Annotated in this window: 9 protein-coding genes; 4 read left to right on the plus strand and 5 right to left on the minus strand. The window is 60.8% G+C overall.

All coding sequences use genetic code 11. The features are described 5' to 3' along the window. Positions 1-7: 7 nt before the first annotated feature. The gene (gene carB, locus ACTJK5_RS02955; protein WP_062440386.1) at positions 8-3,493 is read right to left on the minus strand and encodes a carbamoyl-phosphate synthase large subunit; all 3,486 of its coding nucleotides are present in this window, start codon (positions 3,491-3,493) and stop codon (positions 8-10) included. 259 nt (positions 3,494-3,752) lie between these two features. Between carB and ACTJK5_RS02960 the strand changes: the two genes are divergently transcribed. Together ACTJK5_RS02960 and ypfJ are read left to right on the plus strand one after the other, a co-directional pair. Continuing rightward, positions 3,753-4,421 carry a glutathione S-transferase gene (locus ACTJK5_RS02960; RefSeq protein WP_440611806.1) on the plus strand — a complete coding sequence of 223 codons (669 nt, stop codon included), beginning with the start codon at positions 3,753-3,755 and terminating at the stop codon, positions 4,419-4,421. Between the two features lie 74 nt (positions 4,422-4,495). Continuing rightward, positions 4,496-5,392 (plus strand): KPN_02809 family neutral zinc metallopeptidase, encoded by an 897-nt coding sequence (ypfJ, locus tag ACTJK5_RS02965; RefSeq protein WP_111846866.1) that lies wholly within the window; start codon positions 4,496-4,498, stop codon positions 5,390-5,392. 67 nt (positions 5,393-5,459) lie between these two features. Here the strand turns inward: ypfJ and ACTJK5_RS02970 are convergent, their stop codons facing one another. Both ACTJK5_RS02970 and ACTJK5_RS02975 read right to left on the minus strand, forming a co-directional pair. Then, entirely contained in the window at positions 5,460-7,874 is a 2,415-nt protein-coding gene (locus tag ACTJK5_RS02970; protein WP_440611807.1) for a YbcC family protein, read from the minus strand. 5 nt (positions 7,875-7,879) lie between these two features. Continuing rightward, positions 7,880-9,460, minus strand: a complete 1,581-nt coding sequence (locus ACTJK5_RS02975; protein WP_440611808.1) for a proton-conducting transporter transmembrane domain-containing protein — start codon at positions 9,458-9,460, stop codon at positions 7,880-7,882. Positions 9,461-9,584: 124 nt separating this feature from the next. Between ACTJK5_RS02975 and ACTJK5_RS02980 the strand changes: the two genes are divergently transcribed. After that, entirely contained in the window at positions 9,585-10,460 is an 876-nt protein-coding gene (locus tag ACTJK5_RS02980) for a LysR family transcriptional regulator (protein ID WP_440611809.1), read from the plus strand. On the opposite strand, the gene ACTJK5_RS02985 is transcribed toward ACTJK5_RS02980, so the two are convergent. Both ACTJK5_RS02985 and mcpU read right to left on the minus strand, forming a co-directional pair. Further along, positions 10,457-10,936, minus strand: a complete 480-nt coding sequence (locus ACTJK5_RS02985; protein ID WP_130979058.1) for a DUF2938 domain-containing protein — start codon at positions 10,934-10,936, stop codon at positions 10,457-10,459. The two genes, ACTJK5_RS02980 and ACTJK5_RS02985, sit on opposite strands and share 4 nt — an antisense overlap. Before the next feature lie 152 nt (positions 10,937-11,088). Further along, positions 11,089-13,176, minus strand: coding sequence for a methyl-accepting chemotaxis protein McpU (mcpU, locus tag ACTJK5_RS02990; RefSeq protein WP_440611810.1), 2,088 nt, complete (start codon positions 13,174-13,176; stop codon positions 11,089-11,091). 317 nt (positions 13,177-13,493) lie between these two features. On the opposite strand from mcpU, the gene ACTJK5_RS02995 reads away from it, so the two are divergent. After that, positions 13,494-14,897 (plus strand): MATE family efflux transporter, encoded by a 1,404-nt coding sequence (locus ACTJK5_RS02995; protein WP_440611811.1) that lies wholly within the window; start codon positions 13,494-13,496, stop codon positions 14,895-14,897. Positions 14,898-14,947: the final 50 nt, after the last annotated feature.

A 14,947-nucleotide genomic window follows, 5' to 3' on the forward strand; every position in this document is an offset into this window, starting at 1 on the left:
CGGTGCCTTAGAAATAGCTCTGCAGCGGCTTCACTTCGAGATTGCCGGCCTTCAGCGCCTTGATGGCAAGGGCTGCGGCTTCCGCACCGGCCATGGTGGTGTAGTAGGGCACCTTCTGCATCAGCGTTGCGCGGCGCAGCGACTTGGAGTCGGAGATCGCCTTGTTGCTGTCGGTGGTGTTGATGACCAGCTGGACCTGACGGTTGCGGATGCCATCCTCAATGTGCGGGCGACCTTCCTGCACCTTGTTGATCTTCTCGGCTGCGATGCCTTGCTCCGCGAGGAAACGCTGCGTGCCGCCGGTTGCCAGAACCTTGAAGCCTGCTTCCACCAGAATGCGGATCGCTGGCAGAACGCCTTCTTTGTCCTGATCGCGGACCGAGACGAACACCGTGCCGGAGCGCGGCAGGTCGACACCAGCACCCAACTGCGACTTGGCGAATGCTAGCGCGAAATCGGTGTCGAGACCGATGACTTCGCCGGTGGAACGCATTTCCGGTCCGAGCAGAATGTCAACGCCGGGGAAGCGGGCGAAGGGGAAGACGGCTTCCTTGACGGCGATGTGCTTCAGGTTGCGTGGATCGGGCTTCTCGCCGTAAGCGGCGATCGCCGCATCGAGCTTCTCACCCGCCATGACGCGGGCTGCGATCTTGGCAATCGGCGCGCCGATGGTCTTGGCGACGAAGGGCACGGTACGCGACGCGCGCGGGTTGACTTCCAGAACGTAGATGGTGCCGTCCTTGATGGCGTATTGCACGTTCATCAGGCCGCCGACCTTCAGCGCCTTGGCAAGTGCTGCCGTCTGGCGTTCCAGTTCATCCAGCGTTTCGGGCGAGAGCGAGCGTGCAGGCAGCGAGCAGGCAGAGTCGCCCGAGTGGATGCCGGCTTCCTCGATATGCTCCATGATGCCGGAGACGAAGACGCTTTCACCGTCGCACAGCGCATCCACGTCCACTTCGACAGCATTGGTCAGGTAGCTATCGAAGAGCAGCGGGTTCTTGCCGAGCAGTGTGTTGATCTGGCCGGTCTTGTCGTTCGGGTAGCGCTGCTTGATGTCTTCCGGCACGAGGCCTGGAACGGTATCGAGCAGATAGGTCTGCAGCTGGCCTTCCGAATGGATGATCTGCATGGCGCGGCCACCCAGAACGTAGGAGGGGCGAACGACCAGCGGGAAGCCGATTTCGGAGGCGACGAGACGCGCCTGTTCGACAGAGTAGGCGATGCCGTTGTTCGGCTGCGCCAGATCGAGCTTCATAAGCAGCTTCTGGAAGCGGTCGCGGTCTTCGGCAAGGTCGATCATGTCCGGCGCGGTGCCGAGGATCGGAATGCCGTTCTTTTCCAGCGCTTCTGCGAGCTTCAGCGGTGTCTGACCACCGAACTGCACGATGACGCCGACCAGTTCGCCCTTTTCCTGCTCCGCGCGCATGATCTCGATCACGTCTTCAGCGGTCAGAGGCTCGAAATAGAGGCGGTCGGAGGTGTCGTAGTCGGTGGAAACCGTCTCCGGGTTGCAGTTGATCATGATCGCTTCGAAGCCTGCATCCTTCAGCGCGAAGGCGGCATGGCAGCAGCAATAGTCGAATTCGATGCCCTGGCCGATACGGTTCGGACCGCCGCCGAGGATCACGACCTTCTTGCGGTCGGACACTTGCGCCTCGGAGCGCAGTGCACCGACGAAAGGCATCTCATAGGTGGAGTACATGTAGGCGGTCGGCGAGGCGAACTCGGCAGCGCAGGTATCGATGCGCTTGAAGACCGGACGCACATTCAGGCTGTTGCGCAGCTCAGCCACTTCCTTCGGGCGCTTACCGGTCAGCGAGGCGAGGCGGGCGTCGGAGAAGCCCATGGCCTTCAGCATGCGCAGGTTTTCGGCATCGGTCGGCAGGCCGTGTTCGCGCACGCGCGCTTCCATATCGACGATTGCCTTGAACTGGGCGATGAACCATGGATCGATCTTGGAGTTCTCGTGCACTTCGGCTTCGGACATGCCCGTGCGTAGTGCCTGGGCAACCATGCGCAGGCGATCCGGCGTCGGCGTGCCGATGGCAGCGCGGATGGCGTTCTTGGAGCCTTCGCCTTCTTCGTAACCGGGGATTTCGATCTCATCGAGACCGGTGAGGCCGGTTTCCATGCCGCGCAGCGCCTTCTGCAGCGATTCGGCAAATGTACGGCCAATTGCCATCACTTCACCGACGGACTTCATGGCGGTGGTGAGGATCGGCGAAGCGCCGGGGAATTTTTCGAAGGCAAAGCGTGGGATCTTCGTCACGACATAGTCGATGGACGGTTCGAAGGAGGCAGGCGTTGCGCCTCCCGTGATGTCGTTGTCGAGTTCGTCCAGCGTGTAGCCGATGGCAAGCTTGGCCGCGACCTTGGCGATCGGGAAGCCGGTTGCCTTGGAGGCAAGCGCGGATGAGCGCGACACGCGCGGGTTCATTTCGATGACGACGAGGCGGCCATCCTTCGGGTTGACGGCGAACTGCACGTTCGAGCCGCCGGTTTCGACGCCGATCTCACGCAGAACCGCAATCGAGGCGTTGCGCATGATCTGGTATTCTTTGTCCGTCAGCGTCAGGGCCGGAGCAACGGTGATCGAGTCGCCGGTGTGAACGCCCATCGGGTCGATGTTTTCGATCGAGCAGATGATGATGCAGTTGTCCGCCTTGTCGCGGACGACTTCCATTTCATATTCCTTCCAGCCGAGAACCGATTCTTCGACCAGAACTTCCGTCGTCGGCGAGGCATCGAGGCCGCCAGAGACGATATCGAAGAATTCCGAGCGGTTATAGGCAATGCCGCCGCCGGTGCCGCCAAGCGTAAAGGAAGGGCGAATGATGGCTGGCAGGCCAACATGGTCGATCGCCTGGGCGGCGATTGCCATGGCATGCGCCATGTAGCGCTGCTTGCGGTCCGTCTCGCCGAGGTTCCACTGGTTTTCCAGCTCATCCAGTGCCTTGTCGAGGTCGGCGCCGGAAAGCTTGCTCTTCACCTCTGCGCGGGCTGCCTCATGCTTCTTGCGGTCGGCATCCTTGATCTCGGTGGCGTTTGCCAGCATCGAGCGCGGGGTTTCGAGACCGATCTTCGCCATGGCTTCGCGGAAGAGGGCGCGGTCTTCGGCCTTGTCGATTGCTTCCGGCTTGGCACCGATCATCTCGACATTGTAGCGGTCGAGGACGCCCATGCGCTTCAAGGAGAGCGCGGTGTTGAGTGCCGTCTGGCCGCCCATGGTGGGCAGCAGCGCATCGGGGCGTTCCTTGGCAATGATCTTGGCAACCACTTCCGGCGTGATCGGTTCGACGTAGGTCGCGTCCGCAAGGCCAGGGTCGGTCATGATGGTGGCGGGGTTGGAGTTGACCAGGATGACCCGGTAACCTTCTTCCTTCAGCGCCTTACAGGCCTGGGTGCCGGAATAGTCGAATTCGCATGCCTGACCGATGACGATCGGTCCCGCGCCAATGATGAGGATGGATTTGATATCTTGGCGCTTTGGCATGGCTCTCGTTCCGCTTTCGTGTTGCGCAAAAAACGGCCATGGTGAAACTTCACCGGCCGGGGCGCGCAATTCCAAATCTTTTCAGGCTAGAAGCGGCTTATAGGCAAATGTTTTGGCGAACGGAACCCCGAATCTTCGCTTTCCGCCAGGAAAGTTCTCGCGCCGCAAAAGGATCATGCCGGGTGATCCTTCGCGCGTTGTCAAACGTAAGCTTCTTCAACCGCTTAAATCGTCGCCTCCAACCGGATGCAGGATAATCATGATCATCGTTCATTACCTGGAAAATTCCCGCGCGCACCGCATTCTCTGGCTGCTGGAGGAACTTGAACTTCCCTATGAGGTGAAAACTTACAAGCGTGGGTCCGACATGCGCGCGCCGAAGAGCCTCAAACAGGTCCATCCGCTCGGCAAGTCTCCGGTGATCGAGGATCGGAACACGGTCTATGCAGAGAGCGGCGCGATCATCGAATATCTTCTCGATACCTATGGCGAGGGCAGGTTCCGGCCCGAGAAAGGCACGGACGGCTATCGGCGCTATCTCTACTGGCTGCATTATGCCGAAGGATCGGCCATGCCGCTTCTGTTGCTCAAGCTTCTTTTCTCGCGCCTGCCGAGCCAGATGCCGTTTTTCTTAAGACCCGTGGCGGGTATGATCTCCAAGGGCGTGGCGGCAAAGCTCATCGATCCGCAACTGATCGATCATGTGGCGTACTGGGAGGCCGAACTTTCCAGGGACGGTTATTTTGCCGCAGACACGTTGACCGGCGCGGATATTGCCATGAGCTTTCCGGTCGAAGCGGCGATGACCCGTGCGGATGGCGTTGGCGAAACGAAAGCGATCAGGCGCTTTCTCGATACCATACGCGCACGGCCTGCTTACCAGCGCGCGCTTGAGAAAGGCGGAGCCTATATCTACGCGCGCAGCTGACACGAGTACTCCTCTTGCGGGAACGCTTTGCGGTAGTTAGCGTTTAGCGCAAGCATATTAAAGGGGAGATTGCCATGCAGTGGAGAGGGCGCCGCCAGTCGGACAACATCGAAGATAGACGCGGCATGTCGACCGGCGGCATGGGCGGCGGCGGTGGTTTTCGCCTACCGACCGGCGGTCGTGGTGGCGGGATTGGTATCGGCGGTCTCGTCGTTATTTTGCTGATCAGCTGGGCACTTGGCATCAACCCGCTCGCCTTGCTCTCCGGTGATATGTCGACGGATAGCGGCAGTCAGCAACAACAGACCGGGACGCGCCCGCAAGGCCAATCCAGTGATGAGACGACGGCGTTCGTCCGCACCATTCTGGCAGAGACCGAAGACACCTGGGGCAAGATCTTCCAGGCCTCCGGGGAAACCTATCAGAAGCCGACGCTGGTTCTGTTCTCCGGCCAGGTTCGCTCTGCCTGCGGCAACGCGACGTCGGCATCCGGCCCGTTCTACTGCCCGGTGGACCGCAAGGTCTATCTGGACACCGACTTCTTCCGCGAGCTTTCACAGCGTTTCGGCGCCTCCGGGGATTTTGCCCAGGCCTATGTGATTGCGCATGAGGTGGGCCATCACGTCCAGAACCTCACCGGCGTGCTTCCGGAATTCAACCAGCGTCGCCAGTCCATGAGCGAGAGCCAGGCCAACGCGCTTTCGGTGAAGGTGGAACTGCAGGCCGATTGCTATGCGGGCATCTGGGGCAAGTCCACCCAGCAGAAGGGCATCCTCGAAGCTGGCGATCTGGAAGAGGCGCTGAACGCCGCCCACCAGATTGGCGACGATACGCTGCAGAAGAAAACGCAGGGCTATGTCGTTCCCGACAGCTTCAATCACGGCACATCGGCGCAGCGAGTCGAATGGTTCCGCCGCGGGTTTGAGAGCGGGCGCGTCGAGGATTGCGATACGTTCTCTGCTGATATTTGAGGGGCTTTCGATAGCCACGCCGTCCTCGGGCTCAGCCCGAGGACGTGGGTGCAAATTTGACTGGCCTTCAACTCGCCAGCCTCTGCGACGGAGCGTCTTTTTCTCCGCCGTCCATCTTCTCCCAAGTTCCACCGTTCCTGTAGCGCCATGCAAGCTGGCCTTGATCGTCGATGGTGATGAGCGCAAGCCAGCCATTGTCAAACAGCGCGCTCACCTGCGGATGCCGCTGCAGGATGTCGGTGATCGCCTCCTTCGGGGCCTCCACGGTGACAGTCAGCCGCAGCGGTTCATGGACCAGTTTTTCGCCATCATGCACCGATTGCCAGGGTAGCCCGGCGCGCAGATTGCCGCCATTGCCTTCGACCACGCCGATGCCGCCGACGACATTGTGCAGCAGCTTGTTGCCCGCACCGAAGAGGGAGGGCGCAACTGCGGAGCCGAAATATTGCAGGCTGATCCAGCTTGCGACGACCACGGGCGCTGTCAGGATGAGTTCGAGAATCTTGAAGTCCTCGTCCTTCTGCCAGACGTAGTCATGCAGGAAGGCCTGTCCCTCCAGCGATTTGCCCGCCGTGCGTGACCGTGGGGCGGCGATGAAGGCGCGGCATCCGGCAAGGCCGAATTCAGGCCGGGTCTCCGACCAGTCGCGGCTTCGCGCATGCAGGTTGTCCCCTGTCGCCCGCGGGAGGTTGCGTGCGCGCTCTGCTCTCGTTAGGCGGCCGGCATCCGCCATCCATTTGCGCAGTTGAGCCAGATCTTTCGAAGCGATGTTGCTGTCCGGATCATCTTCGAAGAGTGTGACGGCGTCGGTCGTCGTGTCGTGCAGGCCTGCAAGGAAGACAGTGTCGTCCGGAATGGTGATCCCTTTTGTAGTGAGGGCCTCACGCACCGCCCGATCGTTGATGAGATCGGCCAGCAGCCGGGCATTGACGTCACCCGCATGGCCGCCGCAGGCGCCGCAATGCAGCGCGCTGGCGTAAGGATTGTTGACGACATTGGCGCCGTGACCGCAGATCAGCACGAAGCGGCCGAAGCCCTCGGTCAGCGACATGGCTTTCAGCACCCTTTCCGCCATGGCTGCCTTCGTTTCCAGGTCGAGGTTTTGGACAAAGCGGGGCTTTGCCTTGTCGGGCTTCGCACCCTTGGTGAAATGCCATCCGTCGCGCAGAAGCTTGCCCGCATAGACGGGCCCCATTGCCTCAACGAAAGCGAAGGAGGAGACGGCGGCGAGCTTGAACCGGCCCCAGGCGCGGATGGCGCGCGCACCGAAGCGGGCCTTCTGGTCAGCCTTCTGATTGTCATCGACAGCACTGCAGGTGAAGACAGATGGCTTCAGCAGCACCGGCAGCCGGTGTTCTGCGACATCGGAGGCAAAGCCGTGATGGCTCGCGCCAAGGCCGAAGAAGCCGGCGAAGCCGATCGTCCGGATGGACGGGTCCATGCTTTCGAGCGACCGCCGGAAGACTTCGGAACGGACATCGATGCAGAAGGCTGCCTGCAGTATCGGCCGCTGGTCTGCCACGGTGGCGGTCGAAGGCGCGGCGAGAGCGGCGGCGAGCTTCCTCTGGGCCGCGTGTTCGGCCGCAGACTGCAGAATGCTGTCGATCTGGATGTCACGATTGGCGACAACAGGCTCCACATGGGCGGTGCGGACCTTCCGCCACTCGGCCTCGATATCTGTCTTGTGCTGCAGGTATAGCGCTTCTTCGAACACCAGTCGGATTGCGAGAAGCTCAAGCGCTGTTGTGTCGACGCCGCCGTCGACTTCGGCCCTGAACTGGATGTGGCGGGCATATTGCGCCCAGCCACCAAGCGTCAGCAGCAGCTGGTGGAAATAGGTGCCTGGCTCTGCGCCAAGCCCAAGCGAAACGACAGCCCGTTCGATGGCGGCATGCGGCGTTTCGGGGGTGTCCGACACATGGATGCCGAAGCCTTTGAGACCGAGGATTTCCGGGGTGAGGTCATGGGTCGCGAAGGCCCGCCAGGCGGCGTAAAGGCCGTTGCGTCTCGATGCCGCCCAAAGGGCCTGGCCCTGATCGAAGAAGCCCGCAGCAAACGTTCCGATCCGATCCGAGATCAGGCCCGGCCAATCCTGATCCGTCGCCTTTGCAGCAAGATCGGCAACGGTCGGCAGAGCGCGGATCGGTGATGCTTCGTTCGAGAGGGCAGCCTTGATCGCAGCCAGATCGATGCTCGGGTCGGCGGTGTTCGTGAGCAGTGCTGCGAGGATGTCCTCGTCCGTCATGGCACCCGTGGCAATCTTGTCCGTAAAATGCTTGCGGGGCAGAGCAAGCCGTACGCCGCCGATGCGGGCCAGCAGTGCCGCGGTCTGATCAAAGGTCTCGTTTGCCTGGCCGAGGAAAGGGTTGACGGCAACGGTCGCCGTCAAGGGCCAGGCTGGCGGAATGGCCCGCACGGCCTGATCTGCAGCTTTTGCCTGAGCATCGCCGTGAAGTGTATCGACTGGGGTTATGGTGGTCATGAGACTTACTCCTTCACGGAAGCGGAGGTTGTGGTGGAGGCGGTGAGTTTCCAGCCGCCGAGCAGGCGATCGAAGAGGGCATTGACGTAAAGCCCGTTTGCGAGGTGGACGCGCAGACCCGCTGCTGCCGGATGGTACGCCCAGAGAGGAAACAGCGACTGGGCAACCGCTACAAGGCCGAAGGTGACGACGGCCAGCAGCATCAGCGTCCATTCCAGTGGGCCAGGCTGGGGCGGAGGCGGGAGCGTGCCGTGCATCAGCCCGTCAGCGATCTTCTGCAAGGCGAAATAGGCGGTTGCGGCCAGGACAGCGTAGAGCGAGGTGCGCCAGGTGAGCGCCCACGGAGCGGCATCCGCCAGACCCTGGGCGATCAGATAGGCCACGCCGAAGATCAGGATTGCGCCGAGTGCCAGTGCCTGCGGTGGTTTGTCGGCAAAGCCGAAGAGGAGGCCGATCACCGCGAAGATGGCAAGAGCCAGCAGGAAGGCGCGACCGACGGCCTTGGCATTGGGGATGGTGATTGGGCCGGGACGCCGGATCGAGGCCACGGTTTCGATTGCCGATCCGGACGCCAGGAATGAGTGGGCCTTGTAGAGCGAGTGGGCGACGATGTGCAGCAGGGCAATCGGGAAGAGTGCCAGGCCGCATTGCAGGATCATGAAGCCCATCTGCGCCACTGTCGACCAGGCGAGCGACGTCTTGACCGCAGATTGGGTCAGCATCACCACACTGCCGAAGATCGCAGTGAAGCCGCCGACCATGACCAGAGTCGCAAGGACGATGGGAGCCTGCAGCATGACATCGGCGAAGCGGATCAGCAGGAAGCCGCCGGCATTGACGACGCCCGCATGCAGAAGTGCAGAAACCGGAGTTGGCGTCTCCATGACTTCCGTCAGCCATCCATGGGTGGGGAACTGTGCGGACTTCAGGAGGGCAGCGACAGCCAGCAATGCTGCAGCGGCCATCGTCAGCGGCAGGCCATGTCCCTGTTGTGCTTCGAGAAGGATGGTGGCGATGTCACTGGTCTTGAAGGCGACAGCAAGCAGGGCAACGGCGCCGATCAGGGCGAGATCCCCAAGCCGCGAGACGAAGAACTTCTTGCGCGCAGCGCGCCTTGCAGCAATCCGCTCCGGATAGAAGATCAGCAACTGGTGAAGCAGAAGACTTGCCGCACACCAGCCGATGACGAGTTGCAGCAACGTGCCGGATTGCACGAGCAGCAGAACCGCGGCAAGCGTTGCCGTCATCCAGCCGGTAAAGGGTCCTTGCCGGGTTTCGCCATCAAGAAAGGTCCCGGCATAGCGCAGCACGACCCAGCCGATGAAGGAGACGAGCAGAAGCATCACCAGGCTGACGAGGTCGAGCCTCGAGGCGAGCGCCACGTAGCCATAGCCGATCATCGGGCTCGTGCCCGGTCCGTAGAGAGCGAGGACGAGGCCTGAGAGGAGAGCGACGAGAATGGATGCGAGGGCGGCAAGTTCTGCGAGGCGGATTGCCGCGCGCGGACGAAGACCCGGTGCCTTGAAGGCGTTATATGAGGCGTAGGCGAGAAGAAGCGGCGCGAGGAGCGGTAGAGCGTAGATCACGAGAGTTCTCCGGTCTGTGGCTGCTTGGGGAGGATGAGCAGCGGCGTGTGACAGACGGATTATCAGGAACCGAAGCCCTATAAAAATTCATTGTTTCTCTTGAAACGTTCTATAAAATAGAACGATGTCCGATCTGAACTATCACCACCTCCGCTATTTCCGCGCTGTCGCTCATGACGGAAATCTGACGCGCACGGCAAAACGGCTGAACCTGTCGCAGTCGGCATTATCCATTCAGATCAAGCAGTTGGAGGAGCGGCTCGGTCATGCGCTCTTCGAGCGGCGAGGGCGGCAGCTTTACCTGACCGAGGCCGGTCGCATTGCGCTTGATCGCGCCGACACGATCTTCGCCGCTGGTGAGGAACTGATCGAGACTTTGAAAGAGACAGGACGCAGCCGCCGCGCCATCCGCATTGGCGCGCTCGCCACGCTATCACGCAACTTCCAGATCGAGTTTCTGCGGCCGATCCTCGGCCGTTCGGATGTCGACATGATTCTGCGATCGGGCAGTACGAGCGAGCTTTTGGGCGCGCTGGAAACGCTGAACCTCGATATCGTTCTCCTGAACCAGCCGCCGATGGCGGATTCCGTCACACCCTTCATCGCCCAACATATCTATCAGCAGCGGGTCAGCCTTGTCGGCAGGCCGTCCTTCGGCAAGCCGGGAGCAACGCTCGCTGATCTTTTGGCCGAGCATCCTGTGATCCTGCCGACGCTCGAAAGCAGCGTGCGTACTCAGTTCGAGGCTCTGACCGCGCGCCTTGGCCTCAGCCCTCAGATCGCAGCCGAAGTCGATGACATGGCAATGATGCGTCTTCTGGCACGCGAGGGGGCAGGGCTTGCGGTTCTGCCACCCATCGTCGTCAAAGGAGAATTGGAGGCCGGTACGCTGGTGGAGTTCGATGCGCTGCCGGGCATGGTCGAATCGTTTTATGCGGTGACGATCAAGCGCCGTTTCCCCAACCCGCTGTTGAAGCCGCTTCTGCAGGGTGAGAGTTAGACGATCAGCAACGCAGTGACAAACATACCAAGCGCGAAGATCGTATGAGCAACGAGGTTGAGCGCGCGCACTTTGTTGGGGTTGGGCGTCTTGGAGGCAGCCCACCCGATGCCGAGACCGGGTTGGAGCAGGAACCAGCCGGCACCCACGGTAACGATGCCGACGACGAAGGGTAGCAGGAAGGTCGGGGCCGCAAACCAGCCCGGTGGCACGATCAACGCAAGGATAATGCCGTAGAGAATGCCGACTGCATAATGGGCAATCCAGCCAATCGCGACCTCATTGGCGTGCGGTTCGGCCTTTGCAATGCTGTCGTGGAAGACTTTGCCCTTGGGCAGGTGCCAGAACCAACGGCCGACGGGACCCCAATTGGCGGCCGATTGGCCGAAGGCGCGGTGGAGGATGATCGCCCAGATATCCATGAAGAGCGTACCGCCAATCCCCATTGCCGCGCCGCGCCAGAGAATCTCCCACATCCGTTATCCCTCCCGAATCGTGATGTGGAGAAGATGGCTCGCGCCTCACGGGGAGACAAGGGCAGGCAGACCCTCTGACGTCTGGGTAAAAGAAAAAGGCCCGAAAACCGCTCGCGGTTCTCGGGCCTCGTTTGTCTGGTCTGTGCCGACGATCAGGCGGCCTGGCCGTAGCTTCTGTACTGGCTTTCATTCTGGGAGAGCTTGAACTGGGCAAGCAGCGTCTTCAGGGCCGCGGCTTCTGTCGCGAGGCCGTGGCTCGCGGCCGTCTGTTCTTCCACCATCGCGGCGTTCTGCTGGGTTCCCTGGTCGATCGTGTTGATCGCGGTGTTGATCTCCTGCAGACCGGTGGACTGTTCGCGGGTTGCAAGCACGATGGCGTCGATGTGCTTGTTGATCTCCTGCACTTCCGCAACGATGGTTTCCAGCGCCTTGCCGGCATTGCCGACCAGCGTCACGCCGGATTCAACCTGAGTGGTAGACGTGCTGATCAAGGTCTTGATTTCCTTGGCGGCATTGGCAGAGCGCTGAGCGAGTTCGCGCACTTCCTGGGCAACGACAGCAAAGCCCTTGCCTGCTTCACCGGCACGGGCGGCTTCCACGCCTGCATTGAGGGCCAGCAGGTTGGTCTGGAACGCAATCTCGTCGATGACGCCGATGATCTTGGAGATTTCGGTGGAGGAGTGCTCGATGCCCTCCATGGCCTTCACCGCATCGCCGACGACGACACCGGATTGTTCTGCGTTCTGACGCGCACGCTCCACAAGACGACCGACCTCTTCGGCCCGCTTGGCCGAATCCTTGACGGTGGTGGTGATTTCCTCAAGCGCAGCCGCTGTCTCTTCGACGGAGGCTGCCTGCTGCTCGGTGCGCTTGGAGAGATCGTCCGCCGAGTGGCGGATTTCGCTCGCACCGGCATCGATGGCATTGGCATTGTGGCCGACATTGACGAGGGCCGCATTGAGCTTGGCGATGGAGGCGTTGAAGTCGGAACGCAGGCGATCGACACGCGCAACGAAGGGCGTATTGATGCGGTGGTTGAGGTTGCCATTGGAGAGATGGGTCAGGCCCTCGGCCAGCGCATCGACGGCGAACTGGATATCGGCGCTGTCCTTGGCGGATTGGCGCTCGCGTTCGGCACGCTCCTGTTCGGTCATGGTGCGGTTGCGCTCGGCATCGCCCTCCAGACGCTGGCGCTCCAGCGCATTGGTGCGGAAGACGGCAACGGCGCTGGCCATCGAGCCGATCTGGTCGGTGCGCTCCTGGCCGGGAATGGCGATGTTGAGATTGCCGGCGGCAAGCTGTTCCATGGCGAATGTCATGCGCGTCACCGGTGTGATGACCACGCGGCTTAGAAGCAGAACCAGGCAGCCGATCATGCCGGCAACCGCGAGAGCCGTGGCGATGATCGCGGCAACGCGGAAGGTCGAAACGGAGGCGAAAGCGGCCTTGCTGTCGACGACGAAGCCCAGGTGCCAGCTGACCGAGGGCAGACCCGGCACTGGAATGAAGCTGATGATCTTATCGGCACCGTTCAACTGCGTCTGGCTGAGCGCCGTGCTGATCTTCGGCGTGTCTGTCGGGAAGAGATCTGCAAGTGTCTTGGAAATCACGCCCGCATCCGGGTGGATCAGGATCGTCCCGTCATTATTGACGAGGAAGGCGTAGCCATCCGGGCCGGCATTGATCTTCTTGATCATCTCGACAAGGCTCGTCAGCGTGAAGTCGCTTGCGGCGACGCCTGCGAGCTTGCCGTTGCGCTTCACCGGAATGGCGGCGCTGACGACCAGTTCGCTGGTGGAGGAATCGATATAGGGCTCGGTCAGGATCGGCGCGTTGACCGCAACAGCCGCCTGGTACCAGGGGCGTTTGCGTGGATCGTAGCCTTCCGGCATCTTCTCGTTTGGCCAAGTGGTAAACACACCGGCCTCATCACCGAAATAGGTGGACTTGAATTCGCGCACCAGAACGTCGTTCTCGAGCGCCTTGTCAAGCGTGACTTGGTCGGCGCCCTTGCTCAGCGCCGAAGCAACCATCTCGGTCATGATGACGCGACCGTTCAGCCAGTTGGCAATGCTGAGCGCTGCTTCTTCACCGGTAGAGCTCACCTTGTCGGAGACAAAGCTGTTGGCGGCGCCGCGCTGGAGGCTGTCGATATAGAGGGAGAAGCCGGCAAAGGCAGCGACGACAAGGCAGGATGCGGAAATGACGATCCGCGTCATCAAGTTCGATTTCGTGGACAAGATATGGTCCTCGGATGGCCCGGCATGAAGCCGGATTGACTGGAAACATGCCACTGGCAATTGCGGCGCGCGTCATGCACCCGAGAATTGATTTTCGTCAGTTAAGAAGCGTTAGAGTGAAAACTGTAAACATAAGCTTAAGCTGATGTTTTCCATAGGGCTTCGCTGATCGATCGACTTGATCTTCCGTAACGGCAACGGAAAGCTTGATGTTGAGGATGTGCGCCTTTTTGTTGCGCAGTTCTGCCAAGTCTTTTATGCATAGCATCGACCGCTTCCAGCATACTCTGGAAGCGGTTTCAGTTTGAGGTGAGATCATGTCTTCGTCGGTAGCTGTCGGGAACGCGTCGCAGAGCGGCAGTTCATGGGCCGCGCATTTGCGCGCTACGCTTGCATTGGGTATTCCGCTCATCGGAGCGCAACTCGCGCAGCTTGGCATCCATACGACCGACATGATCATCGTCGGTCAGCTCGGTGCAGAAAAGCTTGCTGCCATGGTGCTGGCCGGTCAGTTCTTCTTCGTTGTCTTCATCTTCGGCTCCGGCTTTTCGGTCGCGGTCGTCCCCATGGTTGCCAATGCCTACGGGCAAGGGGATGCGACATCTGCCCGGCGCGCGCTTCGGATGGGCATGTGGGTGGCGATTGTCTATTGGCTGCTGGCGCTTGGCATTTTTCACAATGCGGAGCGCATTCTGGTGGCGCTTGGGCAAAATCCGAATGTGGCGAAGCTGACGGGCGATTATCTTGCCATTTCCAAGTTTGGCATGCTTCCGGGCCTGCTTTTTTATGTGATGCGCGGTCTGGTCAGCGCAATCGGGCGTGCGAGCATTGTTCTCTATGCCACCATCGCCATGCTGCTGATCAACGGCATTCTGGCCTATGGCCTCGTTCTCGGCCATTTCGGCCTGCCCGCCATGGGCATGAATGGCGCTGCCGTGGTGGCGGTCATCGTCAATCTTTTCAGCCTCGTATTTATCGTCGTCTATATTCAGACCCAGGAGGAAACACGCCAGTACGAGCTCTTCGTGCGCTTCTGGAAGCCAGATTGGAAGGCGCTTGGCGAGGTGTTACGTCTCGGTCTTCCCATCAGCATTACCATTCTGGCGGAAGTCACACTGTTTTCGGCCGCTTCCATTCTGATCGGCCAGATCGGCACGATCGAACTTGCGGCCCATGGTATTGCGCTGCAGCTGGCATCACTCGCTTTCATGATCCCGCTTGGGCTGTCGCAGGCCGCAACGGTGCGTGTTGGCGTTGCCCATGGCAGAGGCGATTATCCCAACCTGATCCGTGCGGCGATCACCGTCTATGCGGTCGCCTGCGTCATTGCGATTTGCGGCGGGATACTGTTCGCGGCGATGCCTGAAAGGCTCGGCAGCCTGTTTCTCGATGAGCGGCTGCCGGAAGCCCCACAGGTGCTGGCTTATGCGTCGACGCTGATCATCATGGCAGGTCTGTTCCAGCTTGTGGACGGTATCCAGGCCGTGGCCGCGGGCCTGTTGCGCGGGTTGAAGGATGCACGCGTGCCAGCTTTTCTGGCTCTGATTTCCTATTGGCCGATCGGCTTTGGCCTTGCCTGGACCATGGCCTTTCCACTCGGCTTCGGGGGCGTGGGCGTCTGGTCCGGCTTTGTTGTGGGGCTGAGTGCTGCGGCGATCATGCTCACCACGCGCTTCTATCTGCTGGTGAAGCGGGAAATGAAAGCGGCAGGTAAAGCGTGAAATGAAAGCGGCAGGTAAAGCGTGAAACGAAAACGGCCCGCTTTGAGGCG

This window comes from Agrobacterium sp. 22094 (assembly GCF_052046015.1).
GTDB lineage: Bacteria > Pseudomonadota > Alphaproteobacteria > Rhizobiales > Rhizobiaceae > Agrobacterium > Agrobacterium cavarae.

What these genes read in the sequence shown, in the direction of transcription:
- carB (WP_062440386.1), bottom strand. Translation starts at nt 3,493, where the DNA reads ATGCCAAAGCGCCAAGATATCAAATCCATCCTCATCATTGGCGCGGGA.
- ACTJK5_RS02960 (WP_440611806.1), top strand. Translation starts at nt 3,753, where the DNA reads ATGATCATCGTTCATTACCTGGAAAATTCCCGCGCGCACCGCATTCTC.
- ACTJK5_RS02980 (WP_440611809.1), top strand. Translation starts at nt 9,585, where the DNA reads ATGTCCGATCTGAACTATCACCACCTCCGCTATTTCCGCGCTGTCGCT.
- ACTJK5_RS02985 (WP_130979058.1), bottom strand. Translation starts at nt 10,936, where the DNA reads ATGTGGGAGATTCTCTGGCGCGGCGCGGCAATGGGGATTGGCGGTACG.
- ACTJK5_RS02995 (WP_440611811.1), top strand. Translation starts at nt 13,494, where the DNA reads ATGTCTTCGTCGGTAGCTGTCGGGAACGCGTCGCAGAGCGGCAGTTCA.
- ypfJ (WP_111846866.1), top strand. Translation starts at nt 4,496, where the DNA reads ATGCAGTGGAGAGGGCGCCGCCAGTCGGACAACATCGAAGATAGACGC.
- ACTJK5_RS02970 (WP_440611807.1), bottom strand. Translation starts at nt 7,874, where the DNA reads ATGACCACCATAACCCCAGTCGATACACTTCACGGCGATGCTCAGGCA.